Annotated in this window: 18 protein-coding genes and 1 pseudogene; 11 read left to right on the top strand and 8 right to left on the bottom strand. The window is 65.0% G+C overall.

The annotated features are described in order from the left end of the window. Positions 1-211: 211 nt before the first annotated feature. The 3 genes from nadE to DNK59_RS23795 are packed head-to-tail and all read right to left on the bottom strand — an operon-like array spanning position 212 to position 2,939. Positions 212-1,051: an ammonia-dependent NAD(+) synthetase gene (gene nadE, locus DNK59_RS23785; RefSeq protein WP_110724857.1), complete on the bottom strand. Its 840-nt coding sequence runs from the start codon at positions 1,049-1,051 to the stop codon at positions 212-214. 1 nt (position 1,052) lies between these two features. Beyond that, the gene (gene pncB / locus DNK59_RS23790) at positions 1,053-2,282 is read right to left on the bottom strand and encodes a nicotinate phosphoribosyltransferase (RefSeq protein ID WP_110724858.1); all 1,230 of its coding nucleotides are present in this window, start codon (positions 2,280-2,282) and stop codon (positions 1,053-1,055) included. 9 nt (positions 2,283-2,291) lie between these two features. Continuing rightward, the gene (locus tag DNK59_RS23795; RefSeq protein WP_110724859.1) at positions 2,292-2,939 is read right to left on the bottom strand and encodes a nicotinamidase; all 648 of its coding nucleotides are present in this window, start codon (positions 2,937-2,939) and stop codon (positions 2,292-2,294) included. Positions 2,940-3,120: 181 nt separating this feature from the next. Between DNK59_RS23795 and DNK59_RS23800 the strand changes: the two genes are divergently transcribed. Genes DNK59_RS23800 through DNK59_RS23810 form a run of 3 tightly spaced genes read left to right on the top strand, consistent with a single transcriptional unit; the run spans position 3,121 to position 4,890 of the window. After that, positions 3,121-3,666: an adenylyltransferase/cytidyltransferase family protein gene (locus DNK59_RS23800; RefSeq protein WP_092315597.1), complete on the top strand. Its 546-nt coding sequence runs from the start codon at positions 3,121-3,123 to the stop codon at positions 3,664-3,666. 1 nt (position 3,667) lies between these two features. Beyond that, a complete protein-coding gene (locus tag DNK59_RS23805; protein WP_110724860.1) occupies positions 3,668-4,375 on the top strand; it encodes an NUDIX hydrolase in 708 nt (235 codons plus the stop codon). Between the two features lie 8 nt (positions 4,376-4,383). Then, positions 4,384-4,890, top strand: a complete 507-nt coding sequence (locus tag DNK59_RS23810; RefSeq protein ID WP_060843260.1) for an NUDIX hydrolase — start codon at positions 4,384-4,386, stop codon at positions 4,888-4,890. Here the strand turns inward: DNK59_RS23810 and DNK59_RS23815 are convergent. Continuing rightward, positions 4,842-5,789 (bottom strand): LysR family transcriptional regulator, encoded by a 948-nt coding sequence (locus tag DNK59_RS23815; RefSeq protein WP_110724861.1) that lies wholly within the window; start codon positions 5,787-5,789, stop codon positions 4,842-4,844. The genes DNK59_RS23810 and DNK59_RS23815 overlap by 49 nt on opposite strands. 102 nt (positions 5,790-5,891) lie before the next feature. Here DNK59_RS23815 and DNK59_RS23820 point away from each other — a divergent pair, with 102 nt between their 5' ends. Further along, positions 5,892-7,067, top strand: coding sequence for an aspartate aminotransferase family protein (locus tag DNK59_RS23820; RefSeq protein WP_110724862.1), 1,176 nt, complete (start codon positions 5,892-5,894; stop codon positions 7,065-7,067). Between the two features lie 42 nt (positions 7,068-7,109). On the opposite strand, the gene DNK59_RS23825 is transcribed toward DNK59_RS23820, so the two are convergent. Beyond that, positions 7,110-7,646 carry a DUF4174 domain-containing protein gene (locus DNK59_RS23825; RefSeq protein ID WP_110724863.1) on the bottom strand — a complete coding sequence of 179 codons (537 nt, stop codon included), beginning with the start codon at positions 7,644-7,646 and terminating at the stop codon, positions 7,110-7,112. Positions 7,647-8,161: 515 nt separating this feature from the next. Between DNK59_RS23825 and DNK59_RS23830 the strand changes: the two genes are divergently transcribed. From DNK59_RS23830 to DNK59_RS23840, 3 genes are all read left to right on the top strand, one after another. After that, a complete protein-coding gene (locus tag DNK59_RS23830; protein WP_092315607.1) occupies positions 8,162-9,151 on the top strand; it encodes a response regulator in 990 nt (329 codons plus the stop codon). Positions 9,152-9,154: 3 nt separating this feature from the next. Beyond that, entirely contained in the window at positions 9,155-10,102 is a 948-nt protein-coding gene (locus DNK59_RS23835) for a diguanylate cyclase (RefSeq protein ID WP_092315609.1), read from the top strand. Between the two features lie 117 nt (positions 10,103-10,219). Next, a complete protein-coding gene (locus DNK59_RS23840; protein ID WP_110724864.1) occupies positions 10,220-11,545 on the top strand; it encodes a YncE family protein in 1,326 nt (441 codons plus the stop codon). Between the two features lie 7 nt (positions 11,546-11,552). Here the strand turns inward: DNK59_RS23840 and DNK59_RS23845 are convergent, their stop codons facing one another. Beyond that, a complete protein-coding gene (locus DNK59_RS23845) occupies positions 11,553-12,680 on the bottom strand; it encodes a saccharopine dehydrogenase family protein (RefSeq protein WP_110724865.1) in 1,128 nt (375 codons plus the stop codon). 405 nt (positions 12,681-13,085) lie between these two features. Between DNK59_RS23845 and DNK59_RS23850 the strand changes: the two genes are divergently transcribed. Continuing rightward, positions 13,086-13,955: an oxaloacetate decarboxylase gene (locus tag DNK59_RS23850; RefSeq protein WP_060838771.1), complete on the top strand. Its 870-nt coding sequence runs from the start codon at positions 13,086-13,088 to the stop codon at positions 13,953-13,955. A gap of 33 nt (positions 13,956-13,988) precedes the next feature. On the opposite strand, the gene DNK59_RS23855 is transcribed toward DNK59_RS23850, so the two are convergent. Next, on the bottom strand, positions 13,989-14,393 hold the full coding sequence (locus DNK59_RS23855) for a response regulator (protein WP_110724866.1): 405 nt from the start codon (positions 14,391-14,393) through the stop codon (positions 13,989-13,991). A 181-nt stretch (positions 14,394-14,574) separates the two neighbouring features. Here DNK59_RS23855 and DNK59_RS23860 point away from each other — a divergent pair, with 181 nt between their 5' ends. The 3 genes from DNK59_RS23860 to DNK59_RS23870 all read left to right on the top strand — a co-directional run bounded on the left by DNK59_RS23860 (position 14,575) and on the right by DNK59_RS23870 (position 18,943). Continuing rightward, positions 14,575-15,324, top strand: a complete 750-nt coding sequence (locus DNK59_RS23860; RefSeq protein ID WP_110724867.1) for an NAD-dependent deacylase — start codon at positions 14,575-14,577, stop codon at positions 15,322-15,324. 227 nt (positions 15,325-15,551) lie between these two features. Beyond that, on the top strand, positions 15,552-16,925 hold the full coding sequence (gene ppnN, locus DNK59_RS23865; RefSeq protein WP_092315619.1) for a nucleotide 5'-monophosphate nucleosidase PpnN: 1,374 nt from the start codon (positions 15,552-15,554) through the stop codon (positions 16,923-16,925). A 260-nt stretch (positions 16,926-17,185) separates the two neighbouring features. Further along, entirely contained in the window at positions 17,186-18,943 is a 1,758-nt protein-coding gene (locus DNK59_RS23870; protein ID WP_110724868.1) for an FAD-dependent oxidoreductase, read from the top strand. Positions 18,944-18,958: 15 nt separating this feature from the next. On the opposite strand, the pseudogene DNK59_RS23875 reads toward DNK59_RS23870, so the two are convergent. Further along, positions 18,959-19,183 (bottom strand): annotated as a pseudogene (locus tag DNK59_RS23875) (hypothetical protein); the annotation flags it as partial.

Below are 19,183 nucleotides of genomic sequence, written 5' to 3' on the forward strand. Positions count from 1 at the left end.
AGGCCGGTGGTGGTTGGCTGGGGCCCTTCGCTGGCCAGCCAGCTCTCACGCTGATCGGTACGGCGCGAGCACCTGGGAGCCGGCTGGTTGGCGAAGGCGAGCATGCTGGCCCCTTCGCCAGCAAGCTGGCTCCTACGGGATTCGGTGTAGCGCGCTCTGTAGGAGCCGGCTTGCCGGCGAAGGCGATCCGGCGAACAACACAAGTCCGTTGCTATGCGCCGGTTGACGCGGGCGCCCGTGGCAAGGCGCGTTTGTGGGCCGTGCGCAGGTAGGCACGTTCGATCAGGTGGCGCACTGCGTCGGTGACGGGCTCGCCCATCAGATAAGCGTCAATTTCTTCGTAGCTGCAACCGTAGGCCGTTTCATCCAGCTTGCCCGGGGCCAGTTCCTCAAGGTCCGCGGTGGGCGCCTTGTGCACCAGATGCTTCGGGGCGCCGAGGGCATCGGCCAGCAGCCGCACCTGGGTCTTGGTCAGGCCTGACAGCGGCGCCAGGTCGCAAGCGCCATCCCCATACTTGGTGAAGAAGCCCATCAGCGCCTCGGCGCCATGGTCGGTGCCCACCACCAGGCCGTTGCTGAAATTGGCCACCGCGTACTGGGCGATCATCCGCGCCCGGGCCTTGACGTTGCCCTTGGCAAAATCCGTAAGGGCCGGCGAAGGCTGCAAGCCGTCGATCCGCACCTGGCTCATCATTCCATCGACGCTATCGGCAATGTTGCAGGTGCTGATGCTGTCCGGGCCAATGAAGTCCAGGGACGCCTGGGCATCGCTTTCATCCGCCTGGCTTCTATAGGGCAGGCGCATGGCGATAAAACGCGCCTCATACCCTGCCCCACGCAGTTGCTCCACCGCCAGCTGGCACAGGCGGCCGGCGGTCAGGGAATCCACCCTGCCGCTGATGCCCAGCACCAGGCTGCCGCAACCGGACTCGCGCAGCACTTGCTGGATAAAGTCCACGCGCCGGGCGATCTCGGCGGCCTCGCCACCGCGCACCAGTTGCCGGTCGATGCCCAGTTCCCGGGCGATACGTTCTTGGGTCGGGTTGCTCATGTCAGGCCTCCAGGGGCGAGTGGGCAAGGTTGACGCTGAACACCTGGGCCGCGTAGCGCAGGAACGACGGGTCTTCACAGACGTTCTTGATCGGGTCGTCGGAAAACTTCACCACCGGCTCACCGTGCACCCGCACCAGCTTCATCACGATGCTCAGTGGCTCGACGCCTTCGACGTCGCAAGCCAGGCTGGTGCCCATGCCAAAACCGAACCTGGCCTGGCCGCGCACGTGGCGCAGGATCGGCAGGCATTTCTCGAAGTTCAGGCCATCGGAGAACATCAGGTCCTTGGTCCGCGGGTCGACGCCCAGTTCGCGGTAGCGGGCCAGGACCTTGTCGGCCCAGAGAATCGGGTCGCCGGAATCCTGGCGCAGGCCGTCGTAGAGCTTGGCGAAGTACAGGTCGAAATCCTTGAGGAAGAAATCGGTGCTGATGCAGTCGGTCAAGGCAATGCCCAGGCGCCCGCGGTACTCGTGCACCCAGTTCTCCAGGGCGGCGTTCTGGCTTTCCCGCAGCCGGCCCAGTTGCTGGTGCACCATCAACCACTGGTGGGCCATGGTGCCGATCAGCGGCAGGTCGAACTCATAGGCCAGGTGGGCATTGCTGGTGCCGACGAAGACCCCGGGGAAATCGCTGCGCATGATCTTCACCACTTCGCGCTGGGCCTTGAACGACAGGCGCCGGCGGGTGGAGAAATCCGAGACGCGGAACTCGGCGAGTTCCTCGCGGCTGGCGTTTTTCTCCAGCCATTCGAACTTCTGGTAGAGCCGGCGGGTGACGTCCTCCAGCTCCACCTCGGGGTATTTATCACGGTTGCGCAGCTCGCTGACCATGGCCAGCACCGGCTGCTCGAACATGATGCAGTGCAGCATCGGGCCACGGACGCGGATGCTCAGCTGGCCATCGACGGCGGCCACGTGGATGTAGCGCAGATTGAAGCGGAACAGGCCGAGAAACTGCTCGAAATCCGGAGTCAGGTATTCACGAAAGCGCTTGTTGAACAGAAAGCGCTGTTCGCCTTCGCGCATCTGCAGGCCGGCGAGCTTTTCCAGCTCCTGGCGGATCTCGGGAATCAGGTGCACCAAGGACTCTCTGGAGCGCACGATGAACTGGTATTCCACGTCGACATTGGGGTGCTGGTGCAGCACCGCCTGCATCATGGTGAAGGTGTAGTAGTCGGTGTCCAGCAGGCTCTGGATCACGCCGTTGTTACGGTCGAATGCACTTTCCATGATGACTCCTCAAGCCTTGGCCAGTCTGGCGGTTTCTTCGCGGGTCGCGGCAACCGCGATGCCCGCTTGTTGCATGTCGGCAATGGCCTGGGTAGCGCCCTCGGCGCTGATGGCCCGGCATGCCGGCAGGTGGATGATCACCTTGAAACCGGCGGCGGCCAGCTGCAGGGCGGTGGTCTTGACGCAGAAATCCAGGGCCAGGCCGCCGACGATGACCTGTTGCACGCCCTGGCTGTTGAGGTACTCGATGACCCCGGTAGAGAGCTTGCCGTGCAGGTCGTGGTAGCAGGCGCCGTAGGGGTGCAGGTCCGGTTCCACGCCCTTCCACACGAAGTAGTCGTAGTCATAGGGCGTGGGCAATTCGTCCAGCAAGCTGAAGCCCGCGGTGCCCGGTACGCAGTGGCTGACCCAGGTCAGGTCGGCGTGTTCCAGGCCGGTGGGCTGGAGCATCTGTGCGTGCTCGGCCACCACCCAGGGCGCCTGGGGGCTGTGGGCGTCCTTGCTGCCAATGCGCAGGCTGGCCAGGGTCGCCATGAAATTCAGTTCGCCACCGATGCGGTCGCCTTCGGCCACGGGCAGCTCGTCCGGGCACAGCGGGGTGAAGCTCTTTTGCGCATCGACATCGAAGGAAGCGGTCTTCATCGTTTGGCTGTTCATGCTGGGTCTCTCCTCTGCATGGAGCACAAAGTACATGTCATGTACTTTCATGGCAAGCCCCCGCGCATTTTATTTTTATTAACCTGATGCAAAGCCATGAAAAATACAGCTTAAAAAGAAGATGTTCCACAGACAGAAGCGATGCTAAGGTACACGTCATGTACCAATCGAGAAAAAGCAGATGTTTGAACTGGCTCTCTATGGCGGTGCCTTCAACCCGCCCCACGCCGGACACGCCCAGGTGATGCTCGAAGCCGCGCGCCACGCTCGCCGGGTTCTTGTGGTGCCCAGCTTTCGCCACCCGGATGGCAAACGCATGGCCGATTTCGAGCAACGGGCCAGCTGGCTGCAGGCGATCACCGCGCACCTGCAACCCGAGTGCAGCGCCGAACTGGCGGTCAGCCGCCTGGAGCGCCAGCTGGCCCTGGCCGATCCGGGACCGGTCTACAGCTTCAACCTGCTGCAACGCCTGGCCGACGACCTGGCCCTGGACGGCAAGCGCATCGCCCTGGTGGTGGGTGAAGACGTGGCGCGGCAGTTGCCCAGGTTCCATCGCGGCAAGGAGCTGCTGCAACGCTTTTCCATCCTCTGTATCGAGGAGCAGCCCGGGGTGCGCAGCAGCGTGTTGCGCCAGTGCCTGGCCCGAGGCGAAACACCGCCCAAACAGTGGCTGGCGCCGGGCATGAATCCGCTAAACTACGGCCTCTACGCCGTCCACGGAAGTTGATATGCACGACCGCACCACCCTCCCCAGCGCCTACCTGCACACCATCGACCTGTGCCTGCTGCGCTACAACCGCGAGCGCTGCGAGCTGGAAATTCTCCTTCACCAACGGGACAGCGAGCCTTTCGCCGGGCACTGGGCGCTGCCGGGCATCGTGGTCAACGGCGATGTCGAGGACCGCAGCCTGAATGACGCCGTGGAACGCCTGCGCCGCTCAAGCAAAGTGGACATGCCCCTGGCCTGGCTGGAACAGGTGGGCACCGTGGGCGACGCCTTCCGCGACCCGCGCTGCTGGTCGTCCTCGACCTTCTACCTGGGTATCGTCAGCGACCCGGTGCAGCCGGGTCCGCAGCAGGGTTTCTTTGCCCTTGGCGAGGTGGCCAGCGGCGCCTTCAAGTTGCCGTTCGACCACAACAGCCTGGTGGCCCAGACCAGGGATCGGCTGTTTTCCAAATCCCTGTACAGCAGCCTGCCGCTGATGTTTCTCGGCCAGGAATTCAGCGCCCCCGAGGCGGTGAGCATCTTCTCCCGGGTGCTGCAACGGCCGGTGCTCAAGACCAGCATCCGCCAGCGCCTGCTGAAGATGAGCGAAGCCGGTTACCTGCAGGAAACCGGGCGCAAGAAAAGCGGCGATGGCGGCCGCCCGCAAGCCACGGTGGAGAGCCTCAAGCCCACCGAGCTGTACCTGTTCGATCGTTGTTTCCTGGAGTAATAGCGCCCATGAGTTCCACCCCCGACAACCAATGCCTGCTGCAAACCCCCTACTTCAAGGTGGTCCGCGAAAACGGCTACTTCATCATCAAGGAAGCCCAGGCGGTCAACGGCGTGGTGGCCGTGCCAACCCTGGCCGATGGCCGGCTGATGCTGGTCGAGCTCAAGCGCCGGGCCATTGGCGGCCAGTCCATCGAGTTTCCCCGGGGCGCCATCGATGCCGGGGAAAGCGCCTGTGACGCCGCGGTCCGGGAGCTGCTGGAAGAAACCGGCCGGCAGGCTTCGTCCGTGCGCCAACTGGGCTTGCTGCACAGCAATACCTCGCTGATCGCCAGCGCGGTGGCGGTGTGTCAGGTGCAGGTCACCGAGCAGCAGAGCGCCGCCACCGACGGCGAGGTGGACCATGTGCTGTGGGTCAGCCGCCAGGAGCTGCTGGCGATGATCGCCGCTGGCCGGATCACCGACGCTCATACCTTGTCGGCAGCGATGATGCTGCTGGCCGCCGAATCGGCCTGACGCCCCCACTTCTCCAGGGCGAATTCGACGAAGCTGCGCAGCTTGGGCAGGCGGTAGCGGTCCTGGGCATACAGCAGGTGCATGGTCCGAAACGGCAATTGATAATCCTGCAGCACCTGCACCAGCCGGCCCTGCTGCAGGTCCTCCTCCACCAGCGCATCGGGCATCATCACCAGCCCCAGGCCGCCCCGGGCTGCGTGGTGCAGGCCGGACGAGGTGTTGGTCAGCAGCGAGCCGGACACCGGAATCAGTACATCGCCCTCGGGCCCGCGCAACGGCCACTGGGTGGCGGTGGAACTCCATTCGTCACCGGCCGGGTAGGCAAATGCCAGGCAGTTGTGGTGCTGCAGGTCTTCCGGGACTTGCGGCGTACCACAGCGCTCCAGGTACTCCGGCGCGGCGCAGATACTCAGGGTGTAATCCTGCAGGCGCCGGGCGATAAGCGAGGAGTTGTCCAGGTTGCCCAGGCGCACGGCCACATCGAAGGTGCCGTCGGTCAAGTCGAAGCGCTGGTTGGCCAGGGTCAGTTCCACCTTGACCTCGGGACAGCGTTGCCGGAACTCGCTGAGGGCCGGCGCCAGGCGCTCGGTGCCAAACGTCAGCGGCGCGGTGATGCGCAAGGTGCCGGTGGGCTCGCCCTGAGCCTGTTCTGCCAGACGCTCGGAATCCGCCACCAGCCCCAGTACCGCCAGGCAGCGCTGGTAATAGTCGCTGCCGAAGTCGGTGAGGCGCTGGCGTCGCGTCGTGCGGTTGAGCAGGCGCACCCCGAGACGCTGCTCCAACGCCCGCAGGTGGTTGCCCACCATGGTGGTGGACATCCCGCATTCCCGGGCGGCGGCGGTCATGTTCCCCGCCTCCACCACCTTGACGTACACCGACATCGCCTGGAACAGATCCATTATCAACCCTGACTTGAAGATGATTAAAGAAATGGCGAGTTTATCTAGCCTGGGTGACTAACGATACTGGCCGCACCCCCCAACAAGATGGAGTCGCCCGCCATGACCGCCGCCTGCCTGATGAGCACCTACCAGCCCCTGGCCCTGAGCTTCTGCAAGGGTTTGGGCAGCCGACTCTGGGACCAGGCCGGTCGCGAATACCTGGACGCCATCGCCGGGGTCGCGGTAACGGCTATCGGCCACGCCCACCCCAAACTGGTCAAGGCCATCAGCGAACAGGCCGGCCTGTTGCTGCACAGCTCCAACCTGTACGACATTCACTGGCAGCAACAGCTGGCAGCCAGACTGACCGCGCTGGCCGGGATGGACCGGGCCTTTTTCAACAACTCGGGCGCCGAGGCCAACGAAACCGCGCTCAAGCTGGCGCGGCTGCACGGCTGGCACAAGGGCATCGAACAGCCCCTGGTGGTGGTCATGGGGGACGCCTTCCATGGTCGTACCCTGGGCACCCTGGCGGCCAGCGACGGGCCCGCCGTGCGCCTGAACTACGGCCGGTTGCCAGGGGATTTTCTCCGGGTGCCCTTCGCGGACCTCAAGGCCCTGGAGGCGCTCGCCGCCGAGCACGGCCCACGCATCTGCGCCGTGTTGCTGGAGCCGATCCAGGGCGAGAGCGGCATCCGCCTGGCGCCCGCCGGCTACCTCAAGGCCGTGCGCGAGCTGTGCACCCGGCGCAACTGGCTGCTGATGCTCGACGAGATCCAGAGTGGCGTCGGCCGTACCGGACGCTGGTTCGCCTGCCAGCACGAAGGCGTGGTGCCGGATGTGATGACCCTGGCCAAGGGCTTGGGCAACGGTATTCCCATCGGCGCCTGCCTGGCCCGGGGCAAGGCCGCGCAACTCTTCACCCCTGGCAGCCACGGCAGCACCTTTGGCGGCAACCCCCTGGCCTGTCGGGCGGCCTGCACCGTGCTGGAGATCATCGAGGAGCAACATCTGCTGGCCAATGCCGAGCGCCAGGGTGCGCTGCTGTTGCGGCGCCTGCGGGAAGAGTTGCAGGGCCATGCCCAGGTCCTGGAGATTCGCGGGCGGGGCCTGATGGTTGGCATCGAGTTGCGCGACATGCCGCGGGACCTGGTGCAGATCGCCGCGAGGGATCACGGTTTGCTGATCAATGTCACCCGCAGCAAGACCATTCGCCTGCTGCCGCCCTTGGTGATCGATGAAGCTGACGTGGAGCAGATCGTTCAGGGCCTGGAGCAGATCCTCAACGCTGCTTGAACGACACCGGAGCGCGGCCCGGGCCCGCCCCGGCACCCCGGATCAATCGTCCAGGGCCTTGGGAGCGGCGGCGGGCTTGGCGGCTTTGGCGGCTTTGGCGTTGGCCGGCTTGGCTTCAGGCTCGGGAGCCGGGGCCGGCGCAGCGGCTTGCTTCTCCGCGGCCGGTAACTGGTCGACGGCGGTGAAGACTTCCTTGAGCTCAATCGCCCCGGAGTGCTCCAGCTTCTTCTCGCCGTCCTTGCCCACCAGGATCACCTTGGTCTGCGCCCCGGCGCCGAGCTTGAGGCTGCGGATCAGGGCCATGGTGGATTGCGGGTCGATGTCCTTGCCATCGCGCTGGCCGATGGTGTTGATCACCGTGTACAGGACCATATTGCGTTCGTTGAAGGCTTGACGGGTTGCCGGCTCGTCCAGGGACTTTTTCAGGCTGACCAGGGTCGGGTCGACGGTGCTGGGGGCGATCACGATCAATGGCCGTGATTTGCCCAGGTCCTGGGTCAGTGGGCCATCGTTGTCGGCAGCCAGGACAGGTCCGGCGACAGCGAGCAGAGTAGCGAGGGTCAATGACCGAATGAACATGCGTCTCTCCTTATGTTTTCCACGCAGTAATGATTGCGCATTGCCGGAAAAGGTCCAGGCCGGGACTCAAAATCTGACATTTTTCTGCGCCGCCCCCCCACGTGAGCGCCGCCAGCGCCCCAGGCGGCGCAAAATCCGCGCTGCGGCGTTTTTAAAGTCGAATCGGACGGCCTGGCGCGTAAGGTTTTGTTGCATATATGGGCCAGCAACCGGGCTGCCCGCGCAAGGGCGCGGGCAAACGTCGAGCGCCCTGGAGCGATGTGCGGATAGAGAGCCCTTCATGCCCAGGGCTCACTGTCGAAAGCGCAGGCCAGGCCATCACCTGGCACTTGAATCCAGCGAACAATGATCTGGAACAAATAACTCAATGACCCGCTACTTGTTCTGCCGACGCTCGGCGAACTATAGTGCGGCGCGGCACGGACAGCCCGGCAACACACTGATTAAAGCGGCAACTCGCCACATTCCCGAACACTATCCCGCCACGGATTTTTTCGAATGAGCGTCCGACCCCGATGATCCCCCTCCTCGTCTGCGATGACTCGAGCATGGCCAGAAAGCAGGTGCTGCAGACCTTGCCCAGCGAGTGGCAGGTGTCCGTGACCCAGGCCTGCAACGGTCGCGAGGGCCTGGAGGCGCTGCGCCGGGGCTTGGGCAAGGTGGCGCTGCTGGACCTGACCATGCCGGTCATGGACGGTTACCAGGTGTTGAGCGCGGTGCAGGAGGAAGGCATCGACGCGCAGATCATCGTCATCTCCGGCGATGTCCAGGAAGAAGCCGTGCGCCGCACCCGCGAGCTGGGCGCCCTGGCCTTTCTCAAGAAACCCTTCGACCCCCAGCAACTGCGCGCCCTGCTCAAGCAACTGCAACTGCTGGACAGCCCGCCGCCCAAGCACCCGATAGCGCCCTCGCCGGCCCCCCTGGTGACCTTTCGCGACGCCTTCCGGGAAACCGTCAACGTCTCCATGGGCTACGCCGCGGCGCTGATCGCCAAGGTCCTGGATGTGTTCGTGCACCTGCCGATTCCCCACGTCAACGTGCTCGAAGCCGGCGAATTGCAGATGCTCCTGGCGGACGCCAATCGTGCCCGGCAATTGACCGCCATCTGCCAGGGCTACATCGGCAGCGGCATTGCCGGCGAAGCCTTGCTGATGTTCTACGACTCGGAAGTGGCGGACATCGCCCAACTGATGGAACAAGGCACCGATCCCTACCAGGAAATGGAAGTGCTGATCGACCTGTCCAGCGTGTTGATCGGTGCCTGCCTGAGCAGCATCGCCGAACAGCTGGACGTGTTCTTTTCCGTGGGCCATCCCCAGGTTCTGGGGGAGCACACCACCATCGACGAATTGATCCTGCTCAACCAGCAACGCTGGAACCAGACCCAGGCAGTGGAGATCAGCTACAGCCTGGAGGAACAGAACATCCACTTCGACCTGTTGCTGCTGTTCACCGAGGACTCCATGGCCCTCCTGGAACAGAAACTCGCCTACCTGATGAGTTGAGCCATGCCCAAGCGAATGGATTTCAGTGAGCTGCACTGGTTGCTGGCGGTGGTCCAGAGCATCGACGTGGGGATCGTGGTGCTCGACCTCGAATGCCAGGTCCAGGTGTGGAACAGCTTCATGGAAAACCGTTCCGGCGTGCCCTCCAAACAGGCCATCGACCAGTCGTTCTTCGCGCTGTTCCCCGAGGTCGAGCGGCCCTGGTTCCGCCGCAAGGTGAGTCGCGTGGTGGCCCTGGGCACCCCGGCCTTCACCATCTGGAAACAACGGCCGTACCTGGTGCGCTTCAAGAACTACCAACCGATCACCGGCCAGGGCGAGTTCATGTACCAGAACACCACCCTGCTGCCGCTGCGTTCGTCCAACAGTGAGATCCACCACGTCTGCCTGGTGATCTACGACGTCACCGACGTGGCGATCAACAGCCTGGCGCTGCAGCAGGCCAACCGGCAGTTGCAGCACCTGTCGCGCATCGATCACCTGACCCAACTGTTCAACCGCGGTCACTGGGAGCAGCGCCTGGAATTCGAATACAGCCGCCACGGCAGCGCCATCGCCCTGCTGATGCTGGACATCGACCACTTCAAGTCGATCAACGATCGCCATGGGCACCAGGCCGGGGACGCGGTGATTCAGCGTGTCTCGCAACTGATCCACGAGCACGTGCGCGACAGCGATGTGGCCGGGCGCTATGGCGGCGAGGAATTCGCCATCCTCCTGCCCCACACCGACCTGACCGGAGCCCAGACCCTGGCCGAGCGCCTGCGCCAGTCGGTGGAGCAGCAGGAGGTGATCCACAACGGCCAGGCCATTGCCTTCACCATCAGCCTGGGCATCGCCTGCCTCGACCGCCCGGCCCGGGATCACCGCTGCCTGATCGAATGGGCCGACCAGGCGCTGTACGCCTCCAAGCACGCCGGGCGCAATCGGGTCAGCACCTACGCGCCTTGAACAGCGGCACGTGGGTCCATTGCAAAAAAAACCGCCGCCAAGGGATAAACTGCGCGCTTTTCCGGTCCATCACCGGTCTGCTACGCCTGTTCCAGCGCCACAAGGAGTCCCGTGCGCATGTCCCTGTCGAATTCCAACCTCTCCCCGCAACAGCAATGGCAGCAAGCCGTGCTGACCTATGCCCGCGACATCAACCGCTATGTCGAAACCGGTACCCGCGAGGGCTGGAAAGGCTTGAAGGAGCCCAACATGCCCGATACCGAGCACCTGTTGCAGGACTGGCAGGCGGCCCTGGAAGCGAGCAACCAGGCCCCTTACGATGAAGCCGCGCGCCAGGCCTTCCGCCAGGACTGGCCGCCGGCGCACTTCCCGCTGACCCCGCGCCTGGAAAGCCAGGGACGGATGATTCCGACCCTGGCACTGCTGCCCGACGGCAGCCTGCTGGCCCGCATCGGTGCGCCCTACGAGAGCGGCTTCGTGGTGCATCTCAGCGACGAGCAGATCCAGACCCTGGAACAGCTGGAGTGCTTCGGCATGTGCCCGCAGCGGCGTTATTTCGCCTGGGGCCGGGCTGACGGCATCCAGCTCACCGATGGCTGGAACGGTCCGCAAGTGGCGAGCTTCCCCTGGCCCGATCCCCACGCGGGCCTGCCGGCGGGCGTGGAGCTGGAAGACAGTGGGCGCCCCACCCCCAGCAGCCTGATCCCCTTCCCCGACGGGCGCCGGGTGCTGCTGGTGAGCGCCGACGGCATCTTCGTCCTGCACACCGAAGGCGCCACCCGTTTGCTGCCGAGCCAGGAAGACCTGCAGCAAGAGCTGGCCGAAGGCGTCGCCCCCGAGGACCTGAGTACCGGCCTGAGCATGGAGCATGGCGCGGTGTCTCCCGATGGCCAGTGGATCGCCATCGGCGAGCAAAGCAGCTCGCACCTGGTGCTCGATGCCCGCTTGCAGCGGGTCGCGCAGATCGGCCCTGCCAGCGAATATCCGCACTTCGCCTGCTTCAACCAGCGCGGCGACCGCCTGCTGCTCAACGCCTGCCATTTCTATGGCGGCGCCAGCCTGGGGGTGGCGGTGGCCGACCTGCCGGGACTCTCCACCGACTTCTACAGCGACGATCCGCGCACCCCGGTGCTGCAGGAAGGCGCCCGGGTGTATGCCGCGGCGTCACGGGGCGACGAATTCATCATCGGCGACGCCTACGGCTACCTGCGGGCCTTCAGCGAAACCGGCGAGGAACGCTGGCAGCACTACATCGGCTCGACCCTCACCGCCATGGACATCAGCCCCGACGGCAAGACCCTGGTGGCCGCGACCTATGCCGGAATCATCGTCAAGATCGACCTGGAGGCCGGCCGCCCGGACTGGCAGATCGGCACCGGCGAACACCGTGAAGTGCGCCGCTGGCTGTTCTGGAAGGACTTCGCCAAGCCCCTGCAGTGGTGAGTGGGCTCTAAACCGGCGGGCGCGAGAAATTCACCTGCAGTTGCAGGTGATCCGGATCATCGATCGCCCGCAGGTACTCCTGCACGCTGACCTCACCGGCGCTGGAGCGGGCACCCGGGGCCGGCACGTGGCCGGCCAACAGCTTGTGCACCACCGCCACCGCCGCGCAGCTGGGGATCTCCGGGCCGTGGTCGTGGGTGGCGGTCAGCTGGGCGTACATCGACAGCGGCTGACCGTCCCGGCCCAGGCCATGCACGTCCACGTACATCGCACTGAGGCCGTCGCCGAAACCTTCGAACCAGGTGCCGCAGCGATGCAGGCGCGCGGCCCAGGGCGCCGGATCACGCACCAGGCCGAGCTTCACGGCCTGCGCCAGCAAGGCGTTGGCCAGCCCGGCGATCTTCAGCCCGGCACCGGCCTTGAAGCTCAGGGTGTGAGCGCCGTAACGCTCGGCGAACAGGTCCAGGTCCGGCACATCGACATTGGCCACCAGGCGCCTGCCCAGCCCCGGCAACGTGCGCAGGGTCAGGCCCTGCCAGCCGATCACCGGGTGCGGCCGGCCGTCCTTGAGTTGCAGGATCGGGCGACCGGCATAGGCCAGTACCCCCTCAATGGTCGACAGGCCGGGCATTTTCGCTGAGGAGGAAATGCCGTGCTCGATGCGTTCGATGCGGGAAAAGCGTCCGCGATGCTCATCGATGATCGCCGTCGACAAGGTCGGCACCGAACTGCAACCGCTCAGCAGCGTTACCCCGGCCGCCCGCGCCCGGGCGTCGAGGGCGCCGATGCCACCGACGAATTGCCGGCAGTCCGCCAGATCGCAGTAGTTGACGCCGGCTTCGATACAGCCCTCGGCCACCGCATAGGACTGGCCCTGGAACGGCCCGCCGGTATGGATCACCCAGTCGATGTTCAGCTCCTTGAGCGCCGCGACCCATTGCCCGCCCATGGCATCGCCGCACCAGCCTGAGCAGGCCCGGGCGCCTTCGGCCCGCAAGGCGTCGAGCTTGGCCGCAAGCTTTTGTGGATCACGCCCGGAGAGCACCAGGTGCAACCCTGGCAGGTGCATCAGATAGCGGCAGATAATGCTGCCGAAATTGCCATAGCCACCCACCACCAACACCCTGAGCGTCATTGCCTGCATCCCTGAACCAAGTCGTTATCCGGCGCAGAAGGCACCGTTCGAGGCGCGGCAGCTTCGTTGATTTGCCGCGGATCGACAAGGGGCGGTCGCCTCTGCAATATTCGGTCAACAAAAAAAATGCCAATGCCGGTCCGGCATAATGCTATGCAAATTCCTCATCAACTGCGGCGTTGGAGCGTGATAGCCTCGTCCTGCTATGTCGGCCTCGCATAATAAACCTGCCGGTTTACCCAACCGAGCGGGACCCAGATGCCTTGTTATCCCCCTTTGCTTCACCTTCATCTGCCCAACTAACGTTTCGCTGTGAGCCTTTCGATCATCGGCTCACCAAGGGAACTGATTGCAAAATTTGACTCGACCCCAAGGTCGATCTCTCGATCCTATCTCGGAGCTGTTATGTCCAGGCTTTCCCATCAAGATTTGCGCCGCGGTTTCCGTGAACTGATCGCCTCCTCGTCCTGCTACCACACCGCTTCGGTGTTTGACCCGATGTCCGCGCGCATTGCCGCCGACCTGGGTTTCGAAGTGGGCATCCTCGGTGGTTCCGTGGCCTCGCTGCAGGTGCTGGCGGCCCCCGACTTCGCCCTGATCACCCTCAGCGAATTCGCCGAGCAGGCCACCCGCATCGGCCGCGTGGCCCAGCTACCGGTGATCGCCGACGCCGACCACGGCTACGGCAACGCGCTGAACGTGATGCGCACCGTGGTGGAACTGGAACGGGCCGGCATCGCCGCGCTGACCATCGAAGACACCCTGCTGCCGGCGCAGTTCGGGCGTAAATCCACCGACCTGATTTCCGTGGCCGAAGGCGTCGGCAAGATCCGCGCCGCCCTGGAAGCCCGGGTCGACACCGAGCTGGCGATCATCGCCCGGACCAACGCCGGAATCCTCCCGGTGCAGGAAATCATCAGCCGCACCCAGCAGTACCAGCGTGCAGGCGCCGACGCCATCTGCATGGTCGGCATCCGTGATTTCGAGCAACTGGAACAGATCTCCGAGCACCTGAGCGTACCGCTGATGCTGGTGACCTACGGCAACCCGGCACTGCGCGACGATGCGCGCCTGGCCGAGCTGGGAGTGAAGATCGCAGTGGACGGCCATGCCGCCTACTTCGCCGCGATCAAGGCCACCTACGACTGCCTGCGCGAGCAGCGGCAGATCTTCACCCAGGCCTCGGACCTGAGTGCCACCGAACTGGCCCATACCTACACCCAGCCCGAGGACTACATTGTCTGGGCCAAGGAGTTCATGAGCGTCAAGGAGTAACACCGGCGATTGGCCGGGGTGAGGCGCAACGCCTCAACCCTGGGCCGATTTCAACGCGCCTGCCACGCAGTCGAGGATCTGGCCGATGGTCCAGGGCTTGCGGATGAAGGACACCGGATAGCGCACCCCGGAACTCTCAGGGGTTTCGAAACCCGACATCACCACGATCGGCAGCGACGGCCAGCGTTCAGCGCACAGGTTGCTCAGGCTGGCGCCGTTGAGCGTGCCGGGCATGCTGATATCGGTCAGCAACAGGGCCACGTCCGCGGCATGTTGCTGCAGGAATTCCCAGGCCCGGTCGGCACTGTCCATGGCCTCGGTGGCAAACCCCTCGTCCTGCAGAATCTCGCACAGGAACTCCAACACCGTCGGTTCGTCCTCCACCACCAGGATCAAGCGAGAGGTGGCGTCGGGGCTGACGGATGAGGCTGGGCACATGGGGCTGACACTCCCTGGAAAGTTGAGCATTGCGCGGACAGGACCGCTGACTAGAGTTATGAGCGGCGGCTTGACGATAAATTCATTCCCGATGCGCCCGCAGTGTTTTTTTCGGACAGGTCCGAACCGGCTGGCGATAATGCGACCCCGATATCAGCGCAACAAGGGAGACAGGTCATCCATGGAGTTCGATCCCCAACGCCTGGCCCAGGCCCGGCATCTGGTGGTATTCACTGGCGCCGGCGTCTCGGCCGAAAGCGCCATCCCGACCTTTCGCGACGCCCTGACCGGGTTGTGGGAGAACTTCGACCCGGCGCGGCTGGCCACGCCCCAAGCCTTTCGCGAGGACCCGGCGCTAGTCTGGGGCTGGTATGAATGGCGCCGCATGAAAGTGCTCCAGGCCCGCCCCAACCCGGCCCACCTGGCGATTGCCGAACTGGCCCGACGCGTACCGCGCCTGACCCTGGTCACCCAGAATGTCGATGACCTGCACGAGCGCGCCGGCAGCCCCTCGGTGCTGCACCTGCACGGCAGCCTGCACCACCCCAAGTGCTTCGCCTGCAACCGCCCCTTCAGCGGCGAACTGCCAGAACCCCTGTTGCCGGAGCAGGGTTGCAACCTGGAGCCACCCCGTTGCACCGGCTGCAACGGCAAGATCCGCCCTGGGGTGGTGTGGTTCGGCGAAGCCCTGCCACCGCACATCCTCAAAGAGGCATTCAAAGCGGCAGGCGAATGCGACCTGCTGTTGTCGGTAGGCACCTCGGGTCTGGTGCAGCCGGCGGCGCAGATCCCCCGACTGGCGCTGGAGCAAGGTGCCTGCGTGGTGCACATCAATCCGCAGCCCCAGGCCTGTACGAAGCCCGAGGAATTCAGCCTGGTGGGCAAGGCCGGACAGATTCTGCCGGAACTGCTGCGCCAGGCCTTTGCCTGATTTTCTGGGGGCTGACACGCCGTTCACGACGCGGATCGTCATTTTTCCAGCCACAGCGGGCCCGCTTGAGGTAGATTCAGACAGCGAACAATCTCGCAACGACGTTTGCTTTCTTGCCCTGCCGCTGGAAACCAAGCCCCGTACCGGTGGCTCTGTTCACTGCCCCGCCGTTTTTTTCGCCACTGACCGCACTGGGCGCGGTGGCGCCGATTTCAGGAAATGGATTAATGCCGCAAAGACACGTGATCAATGCTTCGGTGAGCCCGAAAGGCAGCCTGGAGACCCTCTCGCAACGTGAAGTGCAACAACTCAGCGCCGCCGGCTCCGGCAGCATCTACACCCTGTTCCGCCAGTGCGCCCTGGCCATTCTCAATACCGGCGCCCACGTCGACAACGCCAAGACCATCCTCGACGCCTACCACGACTTCGAAGTGCGCATTCACCAGCAGGATCGCGGCGTGCGCCTGGAATTGCTCAACGCGCCGGCCGACGCCTTCGTCGACGGCGAAATGATCGCCAGCACCCGGGAAATGCTCTTCAGCGCCCTGCGCGACATCGTCTACACCGAGAACGAACTGGACAGCCAGCGCATCGACCTGGAGAGCTCCCAGGGCATCACCGACTATGTCTTCCACCTGCTGCGCAACGCCCGCACCCTGCGCCCCGGCGTCGAGCCGAAAATGGTGGTGTGCTGGGGCGGTCACTCGATCAACACCGAGGAATACAAGTACACCAAGAAGGTCGGCCACGAGCTGGGCCTGCGCAAACTGGACATCTGCACCGGCTGCGGCCCGGGCGTGATGAAAGGCCCGATGAAAGGCGCCACCATCGCCCATGCCAAGCAGCGCATGAGCGGCGGCCGCTACCTGGGCCTGACCGAACCGGGAATCATCGCCGCCGAAGCGCCCAACCCGATCGTCAACGAACTGGTGATCCTGCCGGACATCGAGAAGCGCCTGGAGGCCTTCGTCCGCGTCGGCCACGGCATCATCATCTTCCCCGGCGGCGCCGGCACCGCCGAGGAGTTCCTCTACCTGCTGGGCATCCTCATGCACCCGGACAACCGCGACCTGCCGTTCCCGGTGATCCTCACCGGGCCCAAGAGCGCCGCGCCCTATCTGGAACAGCTCAATGCCTTTGTCCTGGCGACCCTGGGCGAATCAGCGCAGCAGCACTACCAGATCATCATCGACAACCCGGCGGAGGTCGCCCGGCAGATGACCGAGGGGCTCAAGACCGTCAAGCAGTTCCGCCGCGAACGCAACGATGCCTTCCACTTCAACTGGCTGCTGAAGATCGACGAGGGCTTCCAGCGCCCCTTCGATCCGACCCACGAGAATATGGCCGGCCTGCAACTGAACCACGCCTTGGCGCCCCACGAGCTGGCAGCCAACCTGCGCCGGGCGTTCTCCGGCATCGTCGCCGGCAACGTCAAGGACCAGGGCATCCGCCTGATCGAACAGAAAGGCCCGTACAGCATCCACGGTGACCCGGCGATCATGCAGCCCCTCGACCAGCTGCTCAAAGCCTTCGTCGAGCAGCACCGCATGAAGCTGCCCGGTGGCGCCGCCTATGTGCCGTGCTACCGCGTGGTGAGCTGACCCACCGAGGCCTTCGACGGCCCCACGACGCCGCGCCCCTTTGCCGGGAGCGCGGCGTTTTTTTTGCCCCGCCGAAGCCCTTGCCGCCGGAGCATGGCCGCACCGCGCCGCACCCCTTGCCCCTAATGCATTGCCCCGTAACGCATTGCCCGAAATAAAGCGCACCGGTTTGACAGCCTCCCTGGCGCTATGGAATAGTTTTTCAACAAAACGGAACATAATTCCATTTTTCCAAAATACCGTAAAAAAGGCCTGCCATCTTGAGTGAAGCTCCTGCTGCCCTCCTTCCCCCACTGGACTGTGACCTGCTGGTAATCGGCTCCGGCGCTGCCGGCCTGGCCTCTGCGGTGACCGCCGCCTGGCACGGCCTGCAAGTGATAGTAGTGGAAAAAGATTCCACTTTTGGTGGCGCCAGTGCCTGGTCCGGCGGCTGGATGTGGGTGCCGGGCAATCCCCTGGCACGCCGCGCCGGCATCCATGAAGACCCGCAGCAACCGCGCACCTACCTCAAGCATGAGCTGGGCCAACGCTATGACCCTGCGCGTATCGATGCCTTCCTGGATAACGGGCCGCAGATGGTGGCCTTCTTCGAGCAGCACACGGCCCTGCAATTCGTCGATGGCAACGGCATCCCGGACATCCACGGCCAGTTGCCCGGCGCCGGTATCGAGGGTCATCAGGTCATTGCCGCGCCCTATGACGCCCGGGCCATCGGCCCCTTGTTGGCACGCCTGCGTCGAACCATGCGCGAAACCTCGTTCCTGGGCATGCCGATCATGGCCGGGGCCGACCTCGGGGCCTTTCTCAGCATGACCCGTTCGTTCAAGTCGCTGCTGCATGTCGCCAAGCGTTTTGCCCGCCACCTGCGGGACCTGGCGCTGCATGGCCGAGCCATGCATCTGGTCAACGGCGTGGCGCTGATCGGCCGGCTGGCGAAGTCGGCCCAGGACCTGGGAGTGCGTCTGCTGGAGTCATCGCCGGCCCGTTCGCTGCTACGGGATGAACAGGGGGTGCACGGCGCCCTGGTGGACACGCCCCAAGGCCGGCGGGAAATCCGCGCCCGGCGTGGCGTGGTGCTGGCCGCCGGCGGGTTTGCCAACGACCCGGCCCGGCGCCAGGCGCTGTTTCCCCGGGCGCCGGGTGTCGATGAGCATCTGGCGCTGCCGCCCCCGAGCTGCTCCGGAGATGGCATCCGCCTCGCTGAAACCGCCGGCGCAGTCCTGGCCACGGACCTCGCCAGCCCGGTGGCCTGGGCCCCGGTATCGCGGGTGCGCCACGCCGACGGCAGCGTCGGCCACTTTCCCCACATCATCGACCGGGCCAAGCCCGGACTGATCGGCGTGCTGGCCAACGGCAAGCGCTTCGTCAACGAGGCCGACGGCTACTACGACTACACCGCGGCCATGGTCGAAAAAGTCCCGGCGGGCGAGGAAGTGGCCTCCTGGCTGATCTGCGACCATCGCTTCCAGCGCCGCTACGGCCTGGGCTATGCCCGCCCCTTCCCGCTCCCCGTTGGCCCGCTGGTGCGCAGCGGCTACCTGCGGCGGGCCGACTCGATCCAGGCCCTGGCCAGCCAATGCGGCATCGACCCACAGGCGCTGGCGGCCACGGTGCAGCAGTTCAACCAGCACGCCCGCCACGGCCAGGACCCCGAGTTCGGCCGCGGCTCGACCCCCTACAACCGCAAGCAGGGCGACGCCCTGCACCCCGGCCCCAACCCTTGCGTGGCGCCTATCGAACAGGGGCCGTTCTACGCGGTTAAAGTGCTGCCCGGCAGCTTCGGCACCTTTGCCGGGCTCAAGACCAATGCCCAGGCCCAGGTGCTGGATCAGGCCGGCGCGGCGATCCCCGGGCTGTATGCCGTCGGCACCGACATGGCCAGCGTGATGGGCGGGTTCTATCCCTCCGGCGGCATCAACCTGGGCCCGGCCATGACCTTCGGCTACATCGCCGGGCGCCATGCGGCCGGGGTCGATGCCTATGAGGTGCCGCTGGCATCCGTGGCCGATCCGGTCTGATCGTCCCCGCTACGCTCAGGGCGACTCGACGCCAGCGGCGTCCTCACCCGGCGCCTGCAGCTGGCTCTCGATCTGCCGGCCGAGGTAATACACCCCGGCCATGACCCCATGCTCGGGGTCATGCAATTGCCGGGACCAGGCCTGATCGAAGGCCGCCCCCAGGTCCCGTCGGGTCTGGGCCTGCAAGCCCTCCCGGTCATGGTCCTGGACCAGCGCCCGGACCCCGGCCACCCCCACCGA

Source organism: Pseudomonas sp. TKO26 (assembly GCF_003225665.1).
Lineage (GTDB): Bacteria > Pseudomonadota > Gammaproteobacteria > Pseudomonadales > Pseudomonadaceae > Aquipseudomonas > Aquipseudomonas saponiphila.